The sequence below is a fragment of the Novosphingobium jiangmenense genome (genome assembly GCF_015694345.1).
Classification (GTDB): domain Bacteria; phylum Pseudomonadota; class Alphaproteobacteria; order Sphingomonadales; family Sphingomonadaceae; genus Novosphingobium; species Novosphingobium jiangmenense.
Window position 1 is genome coordinate 433,793 of record NZ_JADQDC010000002.1, and the last position, 20,696, is coordinate 454,488.

Annotated in this window: 22 protein-coding genes; 6 read left to right on the top strand and 16 right to left on the bottom strand. The window is 64.2% G+C overall.

Features of this window, described 5'->3' with window-relative positions:
* Position 1: 1 nt before the first annotated feature.
* The 9 genes from I2488_RS04670 to I2488_RS04710 form a co-directional block, all read right to left on the bottom strand.
* On the bottom strand, positions 2-670 hold the full coding sequence (locus I2488_RS04670; RefSeq protein WP_196274638.1) for a complex I 24 kDa subunit family protein: 669 nt from the start codon (positions 668-670) through the stop codon (positions 2-4).
* Entirely contained in the window at positions 663-860 is a 198-nt protein-coding gene (locus I2488_RS04675; RefSeq protein ID WP_196274639.1) for a hypothetical protein, read from the bottom strand. Before I2488_RS04675 ends, I2488_RS04670 begins: the two co-directional genes overlap by 8 nt.
* Positions 857-1,207, bottom strand: a complete 351-nt coding sequence (locus I2488_RS04680; RefSeq protein ID WP_196274640.1) for a nuclear transport factor 2 family protein — start codon at positions 1,205-1,207, stop codon at positions 857-859. Before I2488_RS04680 ends, I2488_RS04675 begins: the two co-directional genes overlap by 4 nt.
* Positions 1,204-2,415, bottom strand: coding sequence for an NADH-quinone oxidoreductase subunit D (locus tag I2488_RS04685; RefSeq protein WP_196274641.1), 1,212 nt, complete (start codon positions 2,413-2,415; stop codon positions 1,204-1,206). The genes I2488_RS04680 and I2488_RS04685 overlap by 4 nt, the downstream gene beginning before the upstream one ends.
* Positions 2,412-3,389 (bottom strand): NADH-quinone oxidoreductase subunit C, encoded by a 978-nt coding sequence (locus I2488_RS04690; RefSeq protein ID WP_196274642.1) that lies wholly within the window; start codon positions 3,387-3,389, stop codon positions 2,412-2,414. Before I2488_RS04690 ends, I2488_RS04685 begins: the two co-directional genes overlap by 4 nt.
* 13 nt (positions 3,390-3,402) lie before the next feature.
* The gene (locus I2488_RS04695) at positions 3,403-3,957 is read right to left on the bottom strand and encodes a NuoB/complex I 20 kDa subunit family protein (protein ID WP_425492355.1); all 555 of its coding nucleotides are present in this window, start codon (positions 3,955-3,957) and stop codon (positions 3,403-3,405) included.
* Positions 3,954-4,328 (bottom strand): NADH-quinone oxidoreductase subunit A, encoded by a 375-nt coding sequence (locus I2488_RS04700; RefSeq protein ID WP_039331365.1) that lies wholly within the window; start codon positions 4,326-4,328, stop codon positions 3,954-3,956. The genes I2488_RS04695 and I2488_RS04700 overlap by 4 nt, the downstream gene beginning before the upstream one ends.
* Positions 4,329-4,489: 161 nt before the next feature.
* A complete protein-coding gene (locus I2488_RS04705; protein ID WP_246465476.1) occupies positions 4,490-5,923 on the bottom strand; it encodes a coniferyl aldehyde dehydrogenase in 1,434 nt (477 codons plus the stop codon).
* 24 nt (positions 5,924-5,947) lie between these two features.
* Positions 5,948-6,733, bottom strand: a complete 786-nt coding sequence (locus tag I2488_RS04710) for a prepilin peptidase (protein ID WP_196274643.1) — start codon at positions 6,731-6,733, stop codon at positions 5,948-5,950.
* 114 nt (positions 6,734-6,847) lie between these two features.
* Between I2488_RS04710 and I2488_RS04715 the strand changes: the two genes are divergently transcribed.
* The gene (locus I2488_RS04715; protein ID WP_196274644.1) at positions 6,848-8,044 is read left to right on the top strand and encodes an acetyl-CoA C-acyltransferase; all 1,197 of its coding nucleotides are present in this window, start codon (positions 6,848-6,850) and stop codon (positions 8,042-8,044) included.
* Positions 8,045-8,120: 76 nt separating this feature from the next.
* On the opposite strand, the gene I2488_RS04720 is transcribed toward I2488_RS04715, so the two are convergent.
* On the bottom strand, positions 8,121-8,609 hold the full coding sequence (locus I2488_RS04720; RefSeq protein ID WP_196274645.1) for an SH3 domain-containing protein: 489 nt from the start codon (positions 8,607-8,609) through the stop codon (positions 8,121-8,123).
* A 115-nt stretch (positions 8,610-8,724) separates the two neighbouring features.
* On the opposite strand from I2488_RS04720, the gene I2488_RS04725 reads away from it, so the two are divergent.
* The 5 genes from I2488_RS04725 (at position 8,725) to I2488_RS04745 (ending at position 13,183) form a co-directional block, all read left to right on the top strand.
* On the top strand, positions 8,725-9,744 hold the full coding sequence (locus tag I2488_RS04725) for a 2-hydroxyacid dehydrogenase (RefSeq protein WP_196274646.1): 1,020 nt from the start codon (positions 8,725-8,727) through the stop codon (positions 9,742-9,744).
* 151 nt (positions 9,745-9,895) lie between these two features.
* Entirely contained in the window at positions 9,896-11,206 is a 1,311-nt protein-coding gene (locus tag I2488_RS04730; RefSeq protein ID WP_196274647.1) for an ammonium transporter, read from the top strand.
* A gap of 71 nt (positions 11,207-11,277) precedes the next feature.
* Entirely contained in the window at positions 11,278-11,820 is a 543-nt protein-coding gene (locus tag I2488_RS04735) for a YkgJ family cysteine cluster protein (protein ID WP_196274648.1), read from the top strand.
* A gap of 146 nt (positions 11,821-11,966) precedes the next feature.
* Positions 11,967-12,515, top strand: a complete 549-nt coding sequence (locus I2488_RS04740; RefSeq protein ID WP_214652188.1) for a YkgJ family cysteine cluster protein — start codon at positions 11,967-11,969, stop codon at positions 12,513-12,515.
* 110 nt (positions 12,516-12,625) lie between these two features.
* Positions 12,626-13,183, top strand: a complete 558-nt coding sequence (locus tag I2488_RS04745; RefSeq protein WP_196274650.1) for a YkgJ family cysteine cluster protein — start codon at positions 12,626-12,628, stop codon at positions 13,181-13,183.
* On the opposite strand, the gene I2488_RS04750 is transcribed toward I2488_RS04745, so the two are convergent.
* The 6 genes from I2488_RS04750 to I2488_RS04775 form a co-directional block, all read right to left on the bottom strand.
* Positions 13,170-14,579: an NAD(P)H-dependent flavin oxidoreductase gene (locus I2488_RS04750; RefSeq protein WP_196274651.1), complete on the bottom strand. Its 1,410-nt coding sequence runs from the start codon at positions 14,577-14,579 to the stop codon at positions 13,170-13,172. The genes I2488_RS04745 and I2488_RS04750 overlap by 14 nt on opposite strands.
* On the bottom strand, positions 14,579-15,349 hold the full coding sequence (locus I2488_RS04755; RefSeq protein WP_196274652.1) for a class I SAM-dependent methyltransferase: 771 nt from the start codon (positions 15,347-15,349) through the stop codon (positions 14,579-14,581). Before I2488_RS04755 ends, I2488_RS04750 begins: the two co-directional genes overlap by 1 nt.
* The gene (gene prfB / locus I2488_RS04760) at positions 15,349-16,476 is read right to left on the bottom strand and encodes a peptide chain release factor 2 (RefSeq protein WP_196274653.1); all 1,128 of its coding nucleotides are present in this window, start codon (positions 16,474-16,476) and stop codon (positions 15,349-15,351) included. The genes I2488_RS04755 and prfB overlap by 1 nt, the downstream gene beginning before the upstream one ends.
* A gap of 89 nt (positions 16,477-16,565) precedes the next feature.
* Positions 16,566-17,117: a peroxiredoxin gene (locus tag I2488_RS04765; RefSeq protein WP_196274654.1), complete on the bottom strand. Its 552-nt coding sequence runs from the start codon at positions 17,115-17,117 to the stop codon at positions 16,566-16,568.
* A 70-nt stretch (positions 17,118-17,187) separates the two neighbouring features.
* The gene (locus I2488_RS04770) at positions 17,188-19,722 is read right to left on the bottom strand and encodes a penicillin-binding protein 1A (protein ID WP_196274655.1); all 2,535 of its coding nucleotides are present in this window, start codon (positions 19,720-19,722) and stop codon (positions 17,188-17,190) included.
* Between the two features lie 51 nt (positions 19,723-19,773).
* Positions 19,774-20,670: an N-acetylmuramoyl-L-alanine amidase family protein gene (locus tag I2488_RS04775; RefSeq protein WP_196274656.1), complete on the bottom strand. Its 897-nt coding sequence runs from the start codon at positions 20,668-20,670 to the stop codon at positions 19,774-19,776.
* Positions 20,671-20,696: the final 26 nt, after the last annotated feature.

Sequence of the window (20,696 nt, forward strand, 5' to 3'; positions counted from 1 at the left end):
CTTACCACTCCCCTCGATAGTCGTGGTTGGCATCGACCATCGCCGTCAGGTTGCTGAGCGCTCCCGCCGGCTCCACCGTATAACGACCCGGAAGCTGCGTGCCAGTCTTCGGCTGCTTGCCCGCTGCCAGCTCGTCAAGGATGCGCTCCATGTCGGCGGCGGTAAGGTCTTCGTAGTTGTCGTCGTTGATCTGGACCATCGGGGCCGAGGCGCAGTTGCCCATGCACTCGACCTCGGTCAGCGTGAACATGCCGTCCGCCGTCGTGTGGCCCTTCTTCAGCCCCTTGCCCTTGCAGGCAGCGAGGATGTCGTCAGACCCGCGCAACATGCACGGCGTGGTGCCGCAGACCTGCACGTGGAAACGGCCAATCGGCGCAATGTTGTACATCGTATAGAACGTCGCCACCTCGACCACGCGGATCACCGGCATGTCGAGGTACTTGGCGATGTATTCCATCACCGGGATCGGCAGCCAGCCTTGGGTGTTCAGTTCCGCCCCAACCTGGCGCTGCGCCAGATCGAGCAGCGGCATCACTGCCGAACGCTGACGCCCTGCCGGGTAGCGCGCGACAATCTGCTTGGCCTTCTCGGCATTCTCCGCCGTCCATTCAAAGCCGCCCCAGCGGGCGCGCAGTTCCGGGCTGTCCGGTTCAATGAAGCGATCAGCCATTGGTCCGCCCCCGCTTGATCAGGATGTCCTGCGCGTAGTGGAACAGCTCGAACCCGCCGATCGCAGCGATCAGCATGGGCAGCGTCTCGGTCGCCTTCGCGCCGAGCCAGAGTTCGCCGAAGTACCACGCGGCGAGCGCGAGGCCCGTCAGCATGGCCCACAGGCGCATGAGGTCAAACGTGGACTTCACCGGATAAACTCCACCCGAGAGCACTTGTCGCCCTCGAAAGAATAGACTGCGATCACATCGAACGGCTCGACCAGCGCCGAACCATCGGTCGCGGGGCCGCGCGTCACATGCTCGCGCATCAGCACGTAGTTGCCGATGGCTTGGGCCTCGACGATCTCGGCATGGTTCTGCGGCCAGCGCGCGAACGCGGCGGCAAGGCCAGAGCGCGTGCCCTCCTTGCCCTCACGCACCACATCCCCGCGATAGTTCGCCTCGCAGGCGTCGTCGGTCATGTACGAGACGTAGGTATCCACGTCCTGCGCATTGTAGGCGGCGATCATCGCCTTGGCTGTTTCGAGATTGCTCACCGGTCACACTCCCCAAACACCACGTCGATCGCGCCAATGATCGCGGTCACGTCGGGCAGCATGTGGCCTACGCTCATGAAGTCCATCGCCTGGAGGTGGCTGAACGCGGTCGGGCGGATCTTGCAGCGGTATGGCTTGTTCGAACCGTCCGAGATCAGATAGACGCCGAATTCGCCCTTGGGGCTTTCGGTCGCCACGTAGACTTCGCCCGCCGGAACGTGGAAGCCTTCGGTGTAGAGCTTGAAGTGATGGATCAGCGCTTCCATCGACTGCTTCATCTCGGCACGCTTGGGCGGCACCACCTTGCGGTCGGTGCTGGCAATCGGGCCTTCGGGCATCTGCGCAATGCACTGCTTCATGATGCGGGCCGACTGGCGCACTTCCTCGACACGGACCATGAAGCGATCATAGCAATCGCCGTTGGTGCCCACCGGCACGGCAAAGTCCATGCGGTCATAGACGTCGTAGGGCTGGCTCTTGCGCAAGTCCCACGGAATGCCCGAGCCGCGGATCATCGGACCCGAGAAGCCCCAGCGCAGCGCATCTTCCTTCGAGACAATAGCGATGTCGACATTGCGCTGCTTGAAGATGCGGTTGTCGACGACGAGGCTCATCGCGTCTTCGAACAGCGGGAACAGACGCTCGTCGATCCAGTCCGCGATGTCGGTCAGCAGCTTGAGCGGCACGTCCTGGTGCACGCCGCCGGGGCGGAACCAAGCTGAGTGCATGCGCGCGCCCGATGCGCGTTCGAAGAAGTTGAGGCAGTCCTCGCGGATTTCGAACAGCCACAGGTTAGGCGTCATCGCGCCGACGTCCATGACGTGCGACCCGAGGTTGAGCATGTGGTTGCAGATGCGGGTCAGCTCGGCAAACAGCACGCGCAGGTACTGGGCGCGCAGCGGCACCTCGATGTTCAGCAGCTTTTCGACCGCGAGCACATAGGAGTGCTCCATGCCGAGCGGCGAGCAGTAGTCGAGCCGGTCGAAGTAGGGCAGCGCCTGCAGGTAGGTCTTGTGCTCGATCAGCTTTTCGGTGCCGCGATGCAGCAGGCCGACGTGCGGATCGATGCGCTCGATGATCTCTCCGTCAAGCTCCATCACCATGCGCAGCACGCCGTGCGCCGCCGGGTGCTGGGGCCCGAAGTTGATCGTGTAGTTGGTGATGACCTCGTCGCCGGTGGTCGGCGACTGTTCGAGGCTCAGGCTCATGCGCCTTCTCCATCGGTCTTCTTCGCGCGCGTCCGCTTGGGCTTGTCGGCCGGTTCGGTTGCGCCGTCGGTGTCGGCGGTCTTCTTTGCGCGAGGTTTCTTGGCGGGGCGTGCCTCGGTCGGCTCGGGCGCGTCGGGAGCATCAGCGTCCGTCTTCACCGGAACCGGTTCGCCCTGTCCCTGCCCGGCAACCGTGCCGCCGGTCGCCGTCGAATCCGAAACCGGCTTGGCCGCTTCGGCATTCGCCTTCTCGCCAGCGCCGGTATCGGCCTTGCTGTCGGTCGTCTTCGGCACGTCGGCCTTGGCATCGCCCTTGGTGTCAGGCTTTGTCGCCACCGGAGCGGGTGCAGGCGGCGGGGTCGCGGCCTTCTCGTCACCCGGCAGCACGTAGTCCGCGCCTTCCCACGGGCTCATGAAGTCGAACTGGCGCAGGTCCTGTGCCAGTTGCACCGGCTCATAGACCACGCGCTTGTCCTCTTCCGAGTAGCGCAGTTCGACATAGCCGGTCAGCGGGAAGTCCTTGCGGAACGGATGCCCCTGGAAGCCATAGTCGGTGAGGATGCGGCGCAGGTCCGAATTGCCGGCGAAGAGAACGCCGAACATGTCGTAGACTTCGCGCTCGTACCAGCCAGCGTTGGGCCAGAGCGTGGTCACGGTCGGCACCGGCGTCGCCTCGTCGGTCGAAACCTTCACGATCACACGATGGTTCCTGGTCACCGACAGCAGGCAATAGCAAACGTCGAAGCGTTCGGCCCGGCTCGGGTAGTCGACGCCCGCTATGTCCATCAGCTGCTGGTATTCGTGCTCGTCACGAAGCAGACGCAAGGCATCTGCCACACTGTCACGCGCCACGGTGAGCAGGATCTCGCCATGCTCCTCGTCAGCCTTGACCAGCATGGCGCCGAGCGAAGCCGCCAGCGCGTCCTTCACGCCCTCGTTCGAGGACCAGCGCGGTGCGGAGTGGAGAACGGTCATTGTTCCTGGCTCCTCAGCGCTCGATCGTGCCGGCGCGGCGGATCTTCCGCTGCAGCTGCATCACGCCATAGAGCAGCGCTTCAGCAGTCGGCGGGCAACCGGGGACGTAGATGTCCACGGGCACGATGCGGTCGCACCCGCGCACCACCGAATAGCTGTAGTGATAATAGCCGCCGCCATTGGCGCACGACCCCATCGAGATCACGTACTTCGGGTCCGACATCTGGTCGTAGACCTTGCGCAGTGCCGGGGCCATCTTGTTGCACAGCGTGCCGGCCACGATCATCACGTCCGACTGGCGCGGCGAAGCGCGCGGGGCGACGCCGAAGCGCTCCATGTCATAACGCGGCATGTTGACGTGGATCATCTCGACCGCGCAGCAGGCAAGGCCGAAGGTCATCCACCACAGCGAGCCGGTGCGGGCCCACTGGAACAGTTCCTCGGTGCTGGTGACGAGGAAGCCCTTGTCATTCACCTCGGCATTGAGGCTGTCGAAAAACGCCTGATCGGGCGCGGTAACCGCACCCTGACCGGCAGTAACGAGCGGGTTAGTGGCCATGTTGCTCATTCCCAGTCCAGCGCGCCCTTCTTCCAGGCGTAGATGAAGCCGATAACCAGTTCGCCGAGGAAGACCATCATGGTCGTCCACCCGGCCCAACCGGTTTCCTTCAGGCTTACCGCCCACGGAAACAGGAACGCGGCTTCGAGATCGAAGATGATGAACAGGATCGCGACGAGATAGAATCGCACGTCGAACTGGCTGCGCGGGTCCTCGAACGCGGGGAAGCCGCATTCATACTCGCTGAGCTTTTCCGCCGTGGGATTGTGGGCCCCGGTCAAGCGGGAAACGCCCATCGGCAGGAACACGAATGCCGAGGAAAGCGCCAGGGCGATCCCGAGGAAGATCAGGATCGGCAGGTATTGAGACAGATCGACCAAAGGGCTGACTCGCGAAGCTGCAGGTTCGGGTGCGCCCTAGTCCCGACAGCGCCCGTGCGCAAGTGGTGTGCATTGCGGTAAGGGCGGAATTGCCCGCCCTTTTCCCCGTCTCGTGCGAAAGGACGAACCGCGCTGGCCGTCCGTCCTTTCGTATGCCTTGCTTACTTCAGCTGCATCTTGAGGGTGCGCGCCGTCGCGGCGCCATAGGGCGGCTTCAGGCCCGCAATCTTGGCGAGATCGATCTTCGGCTGGCTGTAGACTGCGCGGGCGTGGCTGAACGAGCGAAAGCCCTCGATGCCATGATAGCTGCCCATGCCCGAAGGCCCCACTCCGCCGAACGGCAGGTCGTCCGCCGAGACATGAAAAATAACGTCGTTGACGGTGACGCCGCCGGAAATCGTCCGGGTCAACACCGTCTCGCGCTCGACCGAATCCTCGCCAAAGTAATAGAGCCCCAGCGGCCGGTCGTGCACGTTGACGTAGTCGATGGCCTGGTCGATCCGCGAATACGTCTTCACCGGCAGGACCGGCCCGAAGATCTCGTCCTGCATGACCTTCATGTCGTCGTTGACGTTGCGCAGGATCGTCAGCGGCATCTTGTTGCCGTTCGATCCCTCGAATTTCTCGTTCCCGGGATTGACCACGATCGCCTCGGCGCCCTTGGCCACGGCATCGTCGATCAGACCCGCCAGACGGTCGCGATGGCGGCGGTTGATCACCGAGGTATAGTCGTCATTCGCCAGCAGCGTTGGATACATCTGCGCCACGCTCGCCTGCACCGCGCCGATCGCCTTGTGCTCCAGTTCCTCAGGCACCAGCATGTAGTCCGGCGCGAGGCAGATCTGCCCGGCGTTCATCATCTTGCCCAATGCAATCCGCTCCGCCGCCTTGGCAACATCGGCACTGCGTCCGAGGATCGTGGGCGACTTGCCGCCCAGTTCCAGCGTCACCGGCACCAGATTGTCCGCCGCTGCATGAAGCACGTGGCGGCCGATCGAGGTGGCTCCGGTGAACAGCAGGTGGTCAAACGGCAGCGAGCAGAAGTCCTGCCCCGTCTGCGGCCCGCCGAGGATCACCGCCACTTCGTCCTCGCCGAAGAACTTCGGGAAAAGCTCCGCCATCAGTTCGGAGGTCCGCTCGGTGAACTCGCTGGGCTTCAGCATCGCGCGGTTGCCCGCCGCAAAGGCCTGCGCCAGCGGCCCCATCGTCAGCCCGACCGGGAAGTTCCACGGCGCGACGATGCCGATCACGCCCTTCGGCTCGTACCGCACCTCGGCCCGCGCCCCGAGCAGGTTGAGCGGGAAGTTGACGTGTCGCTTCTCCGGCTTGCTCCACCCCTTCATCCGTTTCTGCGAATAGCGGATCAGGCTCATCGAGGGCATGATATCGGTCAGCATCGACTGCTCGTGGCTACGATGGCCAAAGTCGGCGCTCATTGCCCTGGCAAAGTCCTCGCCATGCGCCAGCAGCATCTTCGCGCAACGCTCCAGCCGGTCATGGCGCGTTGACAGCGACTCGGGCCGCGCTGCCGTGAAGGCCTCGCGCTGCTCGCCCAGCGCGGCCATCATCTCGTCGCGCGCGGTTTCCTTGAACATCTCGCCTCACTCCCCCGAATCGGCTTATCCCAGCCCCTGCAGCAGGAAGATCGGCCATGCCGTAGCGGCAAGGCAGGTTCCCAGCGGCAGAGCCGTGTCGGCATCGATCTTACGCTTGCTTACAAGCATGACAATAGCCGCCGCGATCCCGATAATGCTGGCGCCCAGCATGGTCTCGACCACGCCGAGCGGCCCGATCCAAAGACCGATCGCACCCAGCAGCGGCGGGTCTCCCGAACCCATCCCTTCGCGCCCGCGTGCCTTCAGATAGAACCGCGCGATCAGCCAGAGCAGCAGGAAGCCGAGAGCGCCGCCGGCGATGCTGATCCCGAGCACTGAGGCATCGTCCGTCACCCTGGCCTTGGCGGATGCGACGATCAGACCGCTCACCGCCAGCCACCCGACCAGCAGGCGCGGCAGCCACAGATGCCGCAGATCGAGCAATGCCAGCAGCAGCAACTGCCACCCCAGTACCATCGCGGGGAGCACAAGTCCTTCACGCGACAGCAACAGCGAACCGATCCCGACCGCTACACCACCAAGCTCGCAGGCGAGTTGCCCGCCGCCGATGCTGCTACCACAGGCGCGACACTTGCCGCGCTGCATAAGCCACGAAAGCACCGGCAAAAGTTCAGGTATAGTCAGTGCCTTGCCACACCCGTCGCATGTCGACCGACCAGTCACGATCGAACGGCCGTTCGGCAATCGCTCCAGCGCCGCGCCAAGGAAGCTTCCCACGATCGCGCCCAGAATGGCCGAACCGACCAGCGGAACTCCGGCAGGCAGCGCCGAGAATGCGGGTTCAAGCATGCGTTGGACCAATGCCCCATTTGCCTTCGCTGCAGTGCAGCACTATGTACGCCGATGAACGCGGGAGCGCACAAGCCCGCGCATCAGCACCCAAACGCAAGGGGCCGTCAAGCCATGGCACAGTTCTCGTCAGCCGATCCCGTCGTCATCCTGTCCTATGCCCGCACGCCCATGGGCGCGATGCAGGGCACCCTCGCCGATGTCGCCGCCACCGACCTTGGCGCCACCGCCGTCAAGGCTGCGGTGGAACGCGCGGGCGTTTCGCCTGACAGCATCGAGCGCATCTACATGGGCTGCGTTCTGCCCGCGGGCCTCGGTCAGGCCCCTGCCCGCCAGGCGGCAATCAAGGCCGGCCTGCCCAAGTCGGTTCAGGCCACCACCGTCAACAAGGTCTGCGGCTCGGGCATGCAGACGATCATCATGGGCGCCGAAGCCCTCGCCTCGGGCAGCGTCGATGTCGTCGTTGCGGGTGGCATGGAATCGATGACCAACGCTCCCTACCTGCTCAAGAAGCACCGCTCGGGCGCGCGCATCGGCCATGATACGGCCTATGACCACATGTTCCTCGATGGCCTCGAAGATGCCTACGAGGCCGGCCGCGCCATGGGCACGTTCGCCCAGGACACCGCCAATGCGTATCAGCTGACCCGCGAAGTGCAGGACGAATACGCCATCGAATCGCTGCGCCGGGCGCAGGCTGCTGTTTCCGATGGCTCTTTCAAGGACGAGATTGCCCCGGTCACCGTCAAGACGCGCGCCGGTGAAGTCACGGTCGACACCGACGAAGCGCCGGGCAAGGGCCGCCCCGACAAGATCCCCTCGCTCAAGCCCGCCTTCGCCAAGGACGGGACGATCACCGCCGCTACCTCGTCGTCGATCTCGGACGGTGCAGCGGCTGTCGTCCTTGCCCGCGAAAGCGTCGCCAAGGCCGCTGGCCTTGCCCCTGTTGCCAAGGTCGTCGCTCTTGCTGCCCACGCGCAGGAACCCAAGGACTTCACCACCGCCCCTGTCGGCGCGATCAACAAGGTGCTCGAAAAGGCCGGGTGGTCGATTGCGGACGTTGACCTGTTCGAGGTCAACGAAGCCTTCGCCTGCGTAGCCATGTTCGCAATGCACGACCTCGGCATCCCGCACGAGAAGATCAACGTCCACGGCGGCGCGACCGCTCTAGGTCATCCGATCGGCGCTTCGGGCACTCGCATCGTTACCACGCTGATCGCCGCGCTCAAGAAGCACGGCAAGACCAAGGGCGTCGCCAGCCTCTGCATCGGCGGCGGCGAAGCCACCGCGCTGGCTGTCGAACTGGTCTGATCTTCCTGACAGCATAAACAAAAGACCCCGGTCGCGAGGCCGGGGTCTTTTCGTGTCAACTCGTCGCGTCAGCGTGTCAGGGCTGACCAGCCCCCCAGACCGTCGCTGCCTTGATGTATCCCTTGCGTCCATCGACGTCGAAGCTGCACCAACCCGCCTTGCAGTCGCCGATCTTGCCCATGACGCCCGGAGCCACGCGCCAGAGCAGGCGCCCGGTGCCGTCCTTGTTCTCGCGCATTGCCGTGATGCTGCCCTTGACCACGCCGGTATGGTCGCGGCTGAGGAACTGGGCCAGCATCCAGCCCCGGGCTCCGTCCGGATCTTCGACCAGACGCCAGCCACCCATGACGCGCAGTACCTTCATCGGCACGCCCTTGCGGGTGTAGGTCCAGCTGATGCGATATTCGCGCCCCGGCCCGACACGCATGTTGGCCGTGTCCTTGCGAGTCGAAACCCAGTACGGCACGCCCTCATCCGCATCTTGCGCAGAAGCCGGGACAACGGCCGCTGCCAGCGCAGCAGAGGCGATACCGGAGGAAATGGCACGGACATAACGCATGGTCATGCCCCAGCCGTCGCAAAAATACCGGGCAAGAGCAACACCGTGATGGTTACTGTCCACTACGAGTGGCCATCGCCATGCTTGACCGGAAGCCTGCGCCCGGCCTAGCTTTTGCACTATGCCGAGCTCTGCCGACTATCGCCCTACTCGCCGTGTCGAAGGCACCCCTCGGGTTGCCGTCACGCGGCGCCTCTTGCCCGAGACCGAAACGCGGATGAGCGAACTGTTTGATGTTTCGCTCAATCGCGATGACAAGGCGATGACGCGCGACGAACTGGTCGCGGCAATGCAGGCGGCCCACGTTCTCGTTCCCACCGTCACCGACAGGATCGATGCTGCGCTGATCGCCGATGCTGGCCCGCAGCTCGGGCTGATCGCAAATTTCGGCGCAGGCACCGAACATATCGACCTCGCCGCCGCCCGCGCCCGCAAGATCATCGTCACCAACACCCCCGGCGTCTTCACCGACGATACCGCCGACATGACCATCGCCCTGATCATATCGGTAGCTCGCCGACTCAACTACGGCGGACGCACCTTGCGCGCAGGCAAGTGGGAAGGCTGGGCGCCGTCGACAATGCTCGGCCACCGCCTTGCCGGAAAGACTCTCGGCATCGTCGGCATGGGCCGCATCGGCCAGGCGGTTGCCCACCGCGCGCGCGCCTTCGGCCTCAATGTCCTCTACAACAGCCGCCACCGCCTGCCGGAAGCGCTCGAGACGATGTTCGGCGCAACCTTCGAACCAGATCTCGATCGGCTGGTGGCCGAGGCCGATATCCTGTCGCTGCACTGCCCCGCCACGCCCGAAACGCATCACATGATCGATGCCCGCCGCATCGCTCTGATGAAGCCGCACGCCTACATCGTGAACACCGCGCGCGGCCAGCTGATCGAGGAAGAGGCGCTGATCGCCGCGCTGGTCGATGGGCGTATCGGTGGTGCCGGGCTTGATGTCTTCGAGCACGAACCACAGGTCGATGCCCGCCTGCTTGCCCATCACAACGTCGCGATCCTGCCACACATGGGCAGCGCCACATTCGAGGGGCGCATCGCCTCAGGCGACAAGGTCATTGCCAATATCCGCTTCTGGGCGGACGGCCACCGACCGCCGGACCAGGTGCTCGAAGGGCTGGTCTGAGCGCGTTCCAGACGCGCGAAACTGAAACCGTTCGTCGCATTTCGCACAACAAACGTTTGCGCGCGCGCTTGTGCGCTGCCGCATTGTTGCTTTATGGCCCCGCGCGGAGAGGATCTGGTGCAGCAGCGCTGCACGAGGGGGAGTGATTTGCATGCGTAGAATTCTGGCGACGGCAGTCGCCCTCGGGGCAGCGCTGCTGCCGGTGCTGGCACACGCCCAGGGTGCAGTAAGTGTCGAGGACGTGGCCGATACCGGCGACACAGCCTGGATTCTGGTCTCCTCGGCCTTTGTGCTGATGATGGCGATGCCGGGCCTCACGCTGTTCTACGGTGGCCTCGTCCGCGCCAAGGGCTTTCTTGCAGTTCTCGTGCAAGTCGGCGCAATCGCCGCCGTTGCTTCCATCCTCTGGGTCATGGTCGGCTACACACTGGCTTTCGGAGATGTCTCGGGCGGCTGGCTCGGGAGCGGCAACGCTTGGATGCTGCTCAACCTCGGCAACGTGCGTGCCAATACCGCCATCCCCGAAAACGCCTATGCGCTCTACCAGATGTGCTTTGCGCTCATCACCCCTGCGCTCATGGTCGGCGCTTGGGTTGACCGCGCGCGCTTCGGCTGGGTTGTTGCCTTCACGGCGTTGTGGAACCTACTGGTCTACGCGCCTGTCGCCCACTGGATCTGGGGCGGCGGCTGGCTGGCCACCCGCTTCGGCACGCTGGACTTCGCCGGAGGCATCGTCGTCCACACCACTGCAGGCGTCTCGGCGCTGGTCGTTGCCATGCTGCTGGGCAAGCGGGCGGGCTTCCCCAAGACTCTCATGCTGCCGCACAGCCCTGCGCTGACGATGGCCGGCGCCGCCCTGCTCTGGGTGGGCTGGTTCGGATTCAACGGTGGTTCGGCTCTCGCCGCCAACGATGATGCAGCCGCTGCGATCATCAACACCCACCTCGCCGCCTGCGTCGCAGCGCTGGTCTGGCTCGTCATCGAAAAGATGACCGTCGGCAAGCCCACGTCGGTCGGCTTCGCCACCGGAGCCGTCGCGGGTCTGGCCACGGTGACCCCGGCCGCCGGCTTCATTGCGCCGGGCTCGGCGATGCTGCTCGGCGTGGTTGCCGCGGGCATCTGTTATCCGATGATCCAGATCGTCAAGCAGCGGCTGGAGATCGACGATTCGCTTGACGTCTTCGCGGTCCACGGCGTCGGCGGCATGGTTGGCTCGATCCTTCTTGGCGTATTCATCTCGCCCTCGTTCGGCGGTACCGGCTTTGCCGAAGGCATGGACCTAGCGCGCCAGCTCGTCGGTCAGGTCCTTGGCGTCGGCATTGTCGCAGCGTGGAGCGCGATCGCGACCGTGATCTGCGCCCTGATGGTGTCGATGGTCATTCCGATGCGCGTTAGCGAAGACGAGGAGCGCGAAGGGCTCGACATCACCAGCCATGGCGAGCGCGCCTGGGAGTTCGACTGACGGTGATTGCGCGAGGGGGCGGGTGTTCCGCACCCCTTGCGCCTGCGTGAGCGGAACCATAAGCACTCTGCATGACTGCAGAAGCTGCCGCCGACCCTCCGTTGCTGGAACAGGATCTCTGCACCGGCTGCGCGGCGTGTTGTGACGGGACCATGTTCACCTATGTCCCCGTCACCCGCGAAGAGCAGGCAGCCCTTTCGGATTTGCTGACACTCGAAACGCGCGCTGACGACGCAATCTTCCACCAGCCCTGCCCGCACTCGGTGGGCCAGCGCTGCCAGATCTACGCGCTGCGCCCGCAAACCTGCCGCTCATTCCGGTGCAAGACGCTTTATGCGATGCACAAGGGTGAAATCGACAGCGCCGAGGCGTTTCGCCGCGTACGCGAAATGCTGGCATCGCGCGAACAGCTCAAGACCATGATGGAGATAGGCGAGTCCATCGCCGAAGCGCGCGACCGGCGACAGAAGGTCGCGCAGGCTTCGGCACGAACACCGGAAGAGATGGCCTTTCTGCTCAAGCTCACTGCCTTTGACCTGCTGCTTGACCGCTATTTCCGCGACAAGGGCCAGCAGATGTTCAGCAGAAGCCCCGGCAAGGCGGCTGCGGATTGAAATTCGCCCGATCGAAGGCCTTCGGCTCTTAGGTTAGCACCTCCCGAACCCTGCTGCATGTTAGTGCAGAGTTATAACTATTTTTTGCCATGACCCTGACTGAAGATAAGTAGTTATACGAGCATCCAGCCTCTATTTTCGTCGCCATGGCTAGATCGGATCTGGAATTGCCCTTGGCCAGCAGGCTGTGCCTGGCTTGCGGTTTGTGCTGCAATGGCACCGTCTATGGTTATGCCATCATCCGCGAGGATGAGGTGGAAGAAGCGGCGCGGATCGGTATGAACACGATGCGCACCATGGACAAATCCCCTGCTTTCCTGATGGCGTGCAACTGGCTGGATGGAGCCGCCTGCACCCGCTACACGCAGTGGCGACCTTCGATCTGTGGCGATTACTTCTGTCGCGTCCAGAAGCGGGCCGAGAAGCAGGACCTTACCGAAGAGCAGGCCTTCGCGCGAATTGCCAATGCCCGTCGCATGGCCGAGGAGGTCAAGGCGTTGCTGCCGGACGGTATGCCGATGTCGCAGGCCCGTCACGAATTCAGGAGACTCGCCGGCATGCACCCGAACCTCACGCCGGAAGAAAGCCGGTTCGTCGTGAAGATGTTCACGCTCGAGCGTTACCTTGATGCCGAATTCAGAGGCGCCGACCATGGACATCTCCCAGCGGGCAAAGAAGGTCCGAAGGAAGCTTGAAGCCTGCCTGGGGCCATAACCTCCAGAACCCGCTTATATTACTTTCCTTAGGGCTAATGCATCTCCTTCCACATATGGAGATTTACGAGGCCGCTTCCTAGAGTGGCGCAATGTCCCGCGCCGATGCCGATCTTTCCACTGCCAGCCGTCTGTGCCTGGCGTGTGGCATGTGCTGCGATGGCACGGTCTATGGCGTGGCCCGGCTCGACCACGACGAAATCCCGACCGCCGTCGCCAATGGCTTCCGGGCTTGCACTGCTCCGAACGGAGCCGATGCGTTCGACTTCCCTTGCAGCCACCTCGACGGCAAGGCCTGCACGATCTACGACCGTTGGCGGCCGCGAGTATGCGGAGAATACTTCTGCACCCTGCAGGAACGGGTCGGGGCTGACGAGATGACCGAAGCGCAAGCGCTCGAAACGATCGCAGCTACGCTCAAGTCGAGTGACCAGTTGCGCGAAGCCCTTCGCCCCGGCGAGACAATGGCCGAGGCGCGTGAGCGGTTCGAGACCGTGGTCAAGTCCGGTGGAACCCTGGATCCGCAGGATGCCAAGACAGCAGTGAAGCTGTTCGTGCTTGAGAAGATGCTGGACCGGCACTTCCGCAAGCAAGGCGAAGAGCGCCTGCGCGCAACCGCGCAAGGCGCTCCGGCACTCAGTCGCCGGTAAGGATCCGGTCGACCAGCTGCTTCACCGTCGGGGTGAAGTTGTTGGAATAGAACGGGTCCTGCTTGAAGCGATAGGCCGCGTGGCCTGCGAACATCAGGTTCTTGTCGATGTCGCCGCCGTGCGCGATGTCCTGCAGGGTCTTCTGGATGCAGAAGCTGCGCGGATCGGCGAGGCGACCGGTGGTGTAATCGTCATGGTCCTTCCACGACGAGAACCCGCAGTGCGACAGGCAGCCCATGCAGTCCTTCTGGTCCTGTTGGATCTCGTCGCGCTCTTGCGGCGTCACGAACACCATTGTGTCGTCAGGCGTGCGCAGGGCGTGGACAAAACCCGCGCCATGCCATTCGCGCGCCCGCGCCAGATCGTTCGGCGTCACCCAGAAGTTCTTGCCGCGCACGCCCACGTCAAGCTGCGCGGTATGCTCGCCCGCCTCGACGCGCGAGTAGGGAATCTGCCGCTCCGACCGCGCTTCCAGTGCGCGCAGGAACGGATTGCGCACGGCCGAGGAATAGAACCCCGTCGGCGAGAAGCGGTGCAGCAGCACGTCGCCCGGCTCCAGCGTGCGAAGATGGTCCTTCCACCCCTGCGGAATCGGGCTTTCCTCGGTCAGCAGCGGCCGCGTGCCGAACTGGAAGGCGATTGCGCCAAGCTCCGGATTGTCGATCCAGTCGTTCCATTCGCGCAGGAACCACACGCCGCCGGCCATCACGATCGGCACGTCGTCCGAAACGCCCTCGGCGCGCATCACGTCGCGCAGCGCCTTCACGCGCGGATAGGGATCTTCCGGCTTGCGCGGATCCTCGGCGTTCGAAAGGCCATTGTGTCCGCCAGCCAGCCACGGGTCTTCGTAGACCACCGCCGCCAGCAGGTGCGAGACCTTGTGATAGGCCCGCTTCCACAGTGCGCGGAACGCTCGGCCCGACGAGACGATCGGCAGGTAGTTTACATTGAACCGGGCCGCGATCTCGGAAAGCTTGTAGGGCATGCCCGCACCGCAGGTCACGCCGGTGACCAGCCCGCGAGTCTTCTCCAGCACGCCTTCGAGGACCGCTTGCGCGCCGCCCATTTCCCACAGCACGTTGATGTTGATCGCGCCCTTGCCCGAGGCAATGTCATAGGCGCGCTTCACCTGCTCGACCGCACCGTCGATGGCGTACTTGATCAGCTCCTCGTGGCGTTCCTTGCGCGTGAGAGCATTATAAACCTGTGGAATGATCTTGCCTTCGGCATCGTAGCTGTCGGCATTGACCGCGCTGACCGTGCCGATACCGCCGGCTGCAGCCCAGGCGCCCGAACTCATGTGGTTGGTCGCCGCCACACCCTTGCCGCCCTCGACCAGTGGCCAAACCTCACGGCCACCATAGAGAATTGGCTTCAACCCCTTGAACGCAGACATCAATTTCCTTTCAACGCGCTCGTCGCGCTCGCACCCTTGGCCGCCTTCAGGCGGCACGGCTTTATGTCGCCCGGCTCGGGACGGCTCTTCTCCGCCACGAACTGCGCGTAATACCCCGCGATCTCCGGTTTACGGTGAAATTCATCCAAGCGAAAGCCCACCGCTTCCAGTTCGCAGATCAGCAGTGCCGGAGGAATGCCATGGCGATCGGTCGAACGGTCGAGATCAACCACCACGATCTTGCCCCCCGCCTTCAATGATGGCCACATCCGCCACAGGAAAGCGTAAGGCTCGGTCACCTCGTGGTACATGTGGATCATCAGCACGCGATCGAAGCTGCGTTCGGGCAGGCGCGGATCGTCCACTCCGCCCGGCTTGATCGAGACGTTGTCCAGCCGGTCATGCTCGACGCGCGATCCCAGCCGCCGCAGCGCATCGCCATCGATGTCCTGCGCCAGCACGCGCCCATTGTCGCCGACGCGCTCGGCAAGACGCACCGTGTAGTAGCCCTCGCCTGCGCCAATGTCGGCCACGCTCATGCCCGGCTTTATTCCGGCCAGGTTCATGACCATGTCGGCCTCGCCAAGCCGGTCACGCTCCTGCTCGTTGGAAAAGGCATTGCTGACCACGCCCGAAACCGGCCGGTCGGCGGTCGGGAACTCCCGCGCGGTTTCGGGACGCTTGTCGTCAACCTCAGGCTTGCATGCGCCAAGCGCAAGCAATGCCAGAACGGCGAGTGCGACTGAGCAATGGGCCGAAGCCCGGCGCATCAGTCGTCGTCCTCCACGGTCACCTTCTCGCCAGTGACCTTCTGCGAAAGCGCCGCCGCCATGAACGGATCGAGCGCCCCGTCGAGAACCTCGGTGGGGTTGGTGCTGACCACGCCGGTGCGCAGGTCCTTCACCTGCTGATAGGGCTGCAACACATAGGAGCGGATCTGGTGGCCCCAGCCGATCTCGGTCTTGGCAGCATATTCGCCGCTCGCCGCAGCTTCACGCTTGGCCAATTCGGCCTCGTAGATGCGTGCCTTCAGCATGCCCATCGCGGTCGCGCGGTTCTTGTGCTGGCTGCGATCATTTTGGCTGGCGACGATGATTCCGGTCGGCACGTGGGTGATACGCACCGCCGAGTCCGTCGTATTGACGTGCTGACCGCCCGCGCCCGAAGCGCGATAGGTATCGATCTTCAGGTCCGCCGGGTTGATCTCGACCTCGATGTTGTCGTCGATCTCGGGATAGACCCAGACCGAGCTGAACGACGTATGCCGCCGCGCCGAGCTGTCGTAGGGGCTGATGCGCACCAGGCGATGCACGCCACTTTCGGTCTTGGCATAGCCATAGGCGTTCTCGCCCTTGATCAGCAGCGTGGCAGACTTGATGCCCGCCGCTTCACCGGCATGGTAGTCGACCAGATCGACCTTGTAGCCATGACGCTCCGCCCAGCGCGTGTACATGCGCTGCAGCATCTCGGCCCAGTCCTGGCTCTCGGTGCCGCCAGCACCGGCATGGACTTCGAGGAATGCGTTGTTGGCATCCGCCTCGCCCGCCAGCAGCGCCTGGATCTTGTCGCTGTCGGCGCGTTCGGCGAGGGCTGCGAGAGTCGAGAGGCCCTCGTTGATGGTGCCCTCGTCATCTTCCATCTCGCCCAGTTCGATGAACTCGATGGCGTCGGCCATTTCAGCGGAGATCTGGTTCACCGCGCCGATCGAGGCTTCGAGGCGACGGCGCTCGCGCATCACCTCTTCGGCCTTCTTGGGATCATCCCACAGCTTGGGGTCCTCGACGCGAGCATTCAACTCGTCGAGACGGCGCACGGCGCGGTCCCAGTCGAGGAACTTGCGCACCAGTGCCAGCGCGGCATTGATGCGATCGATGTGGGCCTGCCCTTCGGCACGCATGGAAACAGCTCCGATCAAACGCAAAACGAACTGCGCCGCTTAGCGAAGCGGGCAGGCATGTAAAGCCCAAGCGTGAAATGCGTCTGCTGTCAGACAGACTTCTTGAGCTTGCGCACGGCGGCAAGCGTCATCTTCACATGGTCGCGATAGTCCATGTCGGAATGGACCATCACGATCTTTCCATTCTTCGCGATGACATAGCTGGTGCGCTTGGTCAGCCCGGTCGATGATCCGTCCGGCTTGCGCAGGTCCACGTCGTAGGCCTTGATCAGGTCCGGGCTGGCACTGGCCACGGCAAACTTGTCGCGGCAGGCTTCGGTCGAAAACTTCTGCAGCGTCGCCACGTCGTCATTCGACATGCCGATCACCGTTGCGCCCGCCGCCTTGAACTGCGCTGTGGCCTCGGCAAAGGCATGTGCTTCCAGCGTGCAGCCTTGTGTGAAAGCCTTGGGATAGAAGTACAGGACCACCGGCCCCTTCTTCAGCGCCTGATGCAGCTTGAACGAGAACGGCTTGCCTGCCAGCGCGCCCGGCGCCGCAAAGTCTGGCGCTCGCGCACCGGTCGGCAATTCGGCAAAGGCCGGAGCACTCAGGGTCAGGGCGAAGGCTGCTGCGGCAGCGGCAAGGGTGCGGATCGTCATGCTGGCGAAGCTAACAGACCTCGCCCCCTCCCGCCAATGCCTTTGAGGACAGGCCCTCGCAGTCCGGAGATCAGTAAATTCCGCCCTGCTCTTCGAGGAAGTCCTGCTCCACCGGCGCGTCCTCGCCACCCGTATCGGGAATGCCACGCGCTGCCCGTGCCTTGCGCAAGGCATCGATCACCGCCTGCTTCGCGCTGACCTCGCCCTCGCGCGCCGTGCGCCTTGGTTCGGTGTCGGGCTTGAACGCTTCCCAGATCACCGAGGCCTTGGCGACGTCGTCCTCCGGCGTCCCGCCGAATACGCGCTTGCCCGAAACTCGGTCGATTTTGACCATGCGCACGCCTTCGGGAACCGCGAAAGGAATGTCCTTCCAGCGGCTGCGGGTTTCCTGCACCAGTTGCTTGAACACCGGTGCCGCGATGCGCCCGCCCTGGGCGTAGCCGCCAAGGCTTCGCGGCTGGTCATAGCCGATATAGACGCCCGCGATGATGTCGGGCGATCCCCCCACGAACCACACGTTGGTCGGGCCGGAAGTCGTGCCGGTCTTGCCGAACAGCGGCAAGTTGAGATCGCGCAGCGTCACTGCCGTCCCGCGCACCACCACGCCCTCAAGCATGTGCACCACCTGATAGGCGGTGCGCGGGTCCATGACCTGCTTTCCGGTCGGCTTGAAGCGCGGCATCGGCCTGCCGTCCCACTGCGCCATCGAGCAGTTGTCGCAGCGGCGGTTGTCCGCGCGCCAGATCACCTTGCCGTTGCGGTCCTGAACATAGTCGATCAGGCTGGGATTGTGCTGCCGCCCCTGGTTGGCCAGCGCGGCATAGGCGTTGACCATCTTCATCACTGTAGTGTCGCCCGCGCCGAGCGCCATCGACAGATACGGCTCGTACTCGCCGATCCCCACCGCCTTGATCGTGCGCACCACCTTGTCCATGCCGGTATCGTTGGCGATGCGCACGGTCATAAGGTTGCGCGATTGCTCGAGGCCCCAGCGCATCGTGTGGCTGCCCGCCCCGCCTTCGTTGTTGAAGTTGCGGAAGCACTTCTCGCCCAGCGCCGCGCCCTGGTAGACACAGAACGGCCCGTCGACGACCATAGAAGCCGGCGTCATGCCATTGTCGAGGCCAGTGGCATAGACGAAAGGCTTGATCGTCGATCCCGGCTGGCGATTGGCCTGTGTCGCGCGGTTGAACGAGCCGAGCCGCGCGTCGAACCCGCCCTGCATCGCCAGAACGCGCCCGTTCTGCGGGTCTTCCACCACCATGCCGCCCGAAACCTCGGGCACCGTGCGCACCGCATAGGTCGATCCGTTGATCGGCGCCACAGCTGTCACGTCACCGGGCTTGATGCTGTCAGGCAGACCGGTCAGGCTGGCAGTCTTGCCATCGGCAAAGCCGACCTTGCCCGATGATCCGCTGCGCGACAGCAGCACGCCGATCCGCCAGTTCTGGTAGTTGATCGAGATGTTGCTGGTGATCAACTCGGTTTGCCACCGGTCACCATCCACGTCGATCCGCGCGATCGGCCCGTGCCATGCGCGTCCGCCCGAATATCGCAGCAACGCCGCCCGCAGCGCATTCTGCGAAGCCGTCTGCAGTTGCGTGTCGAGCGAAGTCCGCACCCACAGGCCACCGGCATAGACGCTGTGCGGCCCGTCCTCGGCCTTCTCGCCAAACTTCTCGATCAACTGGCGCCGCACTTCCTCGAGGAAGTAGCCAGCATCGGCGGTGTAGTTCTCCGCCCGGCGCTGCTTCAGCCCCAGCGGCATCGCCTTGGCGGCAGCGGCCTGCTGCGGCGTGGCCCAGCCGTTCTTGACCATCTGGTCAAGCACCCAGTTGCGCCGGGCAATCGCCATGCCTTCGTACTTTGCTCTGCCATAGCGCTCTGGCGCCTTGGGCAGGATCGCCAGGAACGCGGCCTCATGCAGCTGCAGGTCGCCAACGTCCTTGTCGAAGTAGGCGCGCGACGCCGCCTGCACGCCAAAGCTTTGCCGACCAAGCGGTATCTCGTTGAGGTAAAGCTCGAGGATCTGCTGCTTGTTCAGCACCCCCTCGATCCGGCGCGCCAGCACCATTTCCTTGAGCTTGCGCGTGATCGAGTACTCGTCGCCGATCAGGATGTTCTTGGCCACCTGCTGCGTGATCGTCGAACCGCCGCGCGCACGCTCACCCGAACCGTACTTGGTGACGTAATCGACCACCGCCCCGGCAAAGCCGAGATAGTCGATGCCGCCATGCGTCCAGAACGTCTTGTCCTCGGCCGAGAGGAACGCGTTGATCAGCGGCTCGGGGAAATCGACGAAGCGCAGCTGCACGCGCCGTTCGCGAGCATAGCTGGAGACGATCTCGCCATCGTTGCCGCGCACCATCGTCGGCAGCGGCGGCTGATAGGTCAGCAGCATGTCAGCCGAAGGCATCGTGCGGATTACCGCCACCCACAGCACGAACCAGCCGACGAGGAACGCGCCGACGGCATAGTTCAGAAAACGGAAGCGGCGGCTCTCGCCCCACTTCTCGCGATACCACCGGGAAAGGCTACCCCACCGTGCGCGACCTTCCGCGCGGATGAGCTTGAACCGGGATTGCTGGGACGTCTCTTCGGCCATGTTGCAGGGCCTCTAGCACGCCCGCGCCGTGCCAAGCCAGAGCGAACCTGCTCAAGGCGTCGCAGTATTCTCCACCGCGACCGGCGCCACCTGTCCTTCCGCGAGGAAAATCTCGATCGCCCGCGCCACCGACCCGGCAAAGACCTTGCGCCATGCCGGGTCGCGCATCTTCTGCGCATCCTCGGCGTTGCTGATGTACCCCGCCTCGATCAGCGCCGATGGCAGGTCGAGCGACTTCAGCACCACGAACGCGGCCTCACGCTGCGGCGTTTCGTGAAAGCGCACGGCGTCCTTGCCCTCACGCACCACCAGCTCCCCGAACCGCAACGACCGCCCGCGCATCTCGCGCCGTGCCAGATCGACGAGGATCGACGAAACCGCCGCCCCCTGCCCTTCGAGATTGACGCCGTTGACGGTGTCCGCCTTGTTCTCCCGCGCTGCCAGCGCCTCGGCCACGCCATCCGAAGCCTTGTCCGACAGCGTGTAGACCGTCGCCCCTTGCGCCGTATCGTTCTGCGCTGCATCGGCATGGACCGAAACGAACAGGTCCGCGCCCAGCCGGTGCGCAATATCGGCGCGCTCTTCCAGCACCAGGAAGCGGTCGGTATCGCGGGTCATCGCCACCCGCACCTTGCCGGCGGCCAGCAAGGCTTCGCGCAAGGATTGCGCCAGCAGCAGCGTCAGCTCCTTCTCGCGCTCGCCAGCGGCCCCGCTCGCGCCCGGATCATGCCCGCCGTGCCCGGCATCGATCACCACCAGCGGACGGCTGACATCGGCCGGTCCCTCCACCGGCGGCAGCCCGACGCGTCCACTGCTCGGCGGCATTTCGATGCGCAGCACCGAACGCGGTTCGATATCGGCCAGACCTGAGGAAAACGCCGCCCACATCAGCGCCGCCGCCGCGACCGGCGCGGCAAAGACCGCGATCAGGACCCCCTTGTTCTCCATCTTGCAAGGTCTATGCCCCGCCCGCC

What these genes read in the sequence shown, in the direction of transcription:
- I2488_RS04775 (WP_196274656.1), bottom strand. Translation starts at nt 20,670, where the DNA reads ATGGAGAACAAGGGGGTCCTGATCGCGGTCTTTGCCGCGCCGGTCGCG.
- I2488_RS04755 (WP_196274652.1), bottom strand. Translation starts at nt 15,349, where the DNA reads ATGCGCCGGGCTTCGGCCCATTGCTCAGTCGCACTCGCCGTTCTGGCA.
- I2488_RS04690 (WP_196274642.1), bottom strand. Translation starts at nt 3,389, where the DNA reads ATGACCGTTCTCCACTCCGCACCGCGCTGGTCCTCGAACGAGGGCGTG.
- I2488_RS04685 (WP_196274641.1), bottom strand. Translation starts at nt 2,415, where the DNA reads ATGAGCCTGAGCCTCGAACAGTCGCCGACCACCGGCGACGAGGTCATC.
- I2488_RS04725 (WP_196274646.1), top strand. Translation starts at nt 8,725, where the DNA reads ATGCCGAGCTCTGCCGACTATCGCCCTACTCGCCGTGTCGAAGGCACC.
- I2488_RS04730 (WP_196274647.1), top strand. Translation starts at nt 9,896, where the DNA reads ATGCGTAGAATTCTGGCGACGGCAGTCGCCCTCGGGGCAGCGCTGCTG.
- I2488_RS04715 (WP_196274644.1), top strand. Translation starts at nt 6,848, where the DNA reads ATGGCACAGTTCTCGTCAGCCGATCCCGTCGTCATCCTGTCCTATGCC.
- prfB (WP_196274653.1), bottom strand. Translation starts at nt 16,476, where the DNA reads ATGCGTGCCGAAGGGCAGGCCCACATCGATCGCATCAATGCCGCGCTG.
- I2488_RS04735 (WP_196274648.1), top strand. Translation starts at nt 11,278, where the DNA reads ATGACTGCAGAAGCTGCCGCCGACCCTCCGTTGCTGGAACAGGATCTC.
- I2488_RS04695 (WP_425492355.1), bottom strand. Translation starts at nt 3,957, where the DNA reads ATGAGCAACATGGCCACTAACCCGCTCGTTACTGCCGGTCAGGGTGCG.
- I2488_RS04770 (WP_196274655.1), bottom strand. Translation starts at nt 19,722, where the DNA reads ATGGCCGAAGAGACGTCCCAGCAATCCCGGTTCAAGCTCATCCGCGCG.
- I2488_RS04750 (WP_196274651.1), bottom strand. Translation starts at nt 14,579, where the DNA reads ATGTCTGCGTTCAAGGGGTTGAAGCCAATTCTCTATGGTGGCCGTGAG.
- I2488_RS04765 (WP_196274654.1), bottom strand. Translation starts at nt 17,117, where the DNA reads ATGACGATCCGCACCCTTGCCGCTGCCGCAGCAGCCTTCGCCCTGACC.
- I2488_RS04720 (WP_196274645.1), bottom strand. Translation starts at nt 8,609, where the DNA reads ATGACCATGCGTTATGTCCGTGCCATTTCCTCCGGTATCGCCTCTGCT.
- I2488_RS04705 (WP_246465476.1), bottom strand. Translation starts at nt 5,923, where the DNA reads ATGTTCAAGGAAACCGCGCGCGACGAGATGATGGCCGCGCTGGGCGAG.
- I2488_RS04670 (WP_196274638.1), bottom strand. Translation starts at nt 670, where the DNA reads ATGGCTGATCGCTTCATTGAACCGGACAGCCCGGAACTGCGCGCCCGC.
- I2488_RS04740 (WP_214652188.1), top strand. Translation starts at nt 11,967, where the DNA reads ATGGCTAGATCGGATCTGGAATTGCCCTTGGCCAGCAGGCTGTGCCTG.
- I2488_RS04710 (WP_196274643.1), bottom strand. Translation starts at nt 6,733, where the DNA reads ATGCTTGAACCCGCATTCTCGGCGCTGCCTGCCGGAGTTCCGCTGGTC.
- I2488_RS04745 (WP_196274650.1), top strand. Translation starts at nt 12,626, where the DNA reads ATGTCCCGCGCCGATGCCGATCTTTCCACTGCCAGCCGTCTGTGCCTG.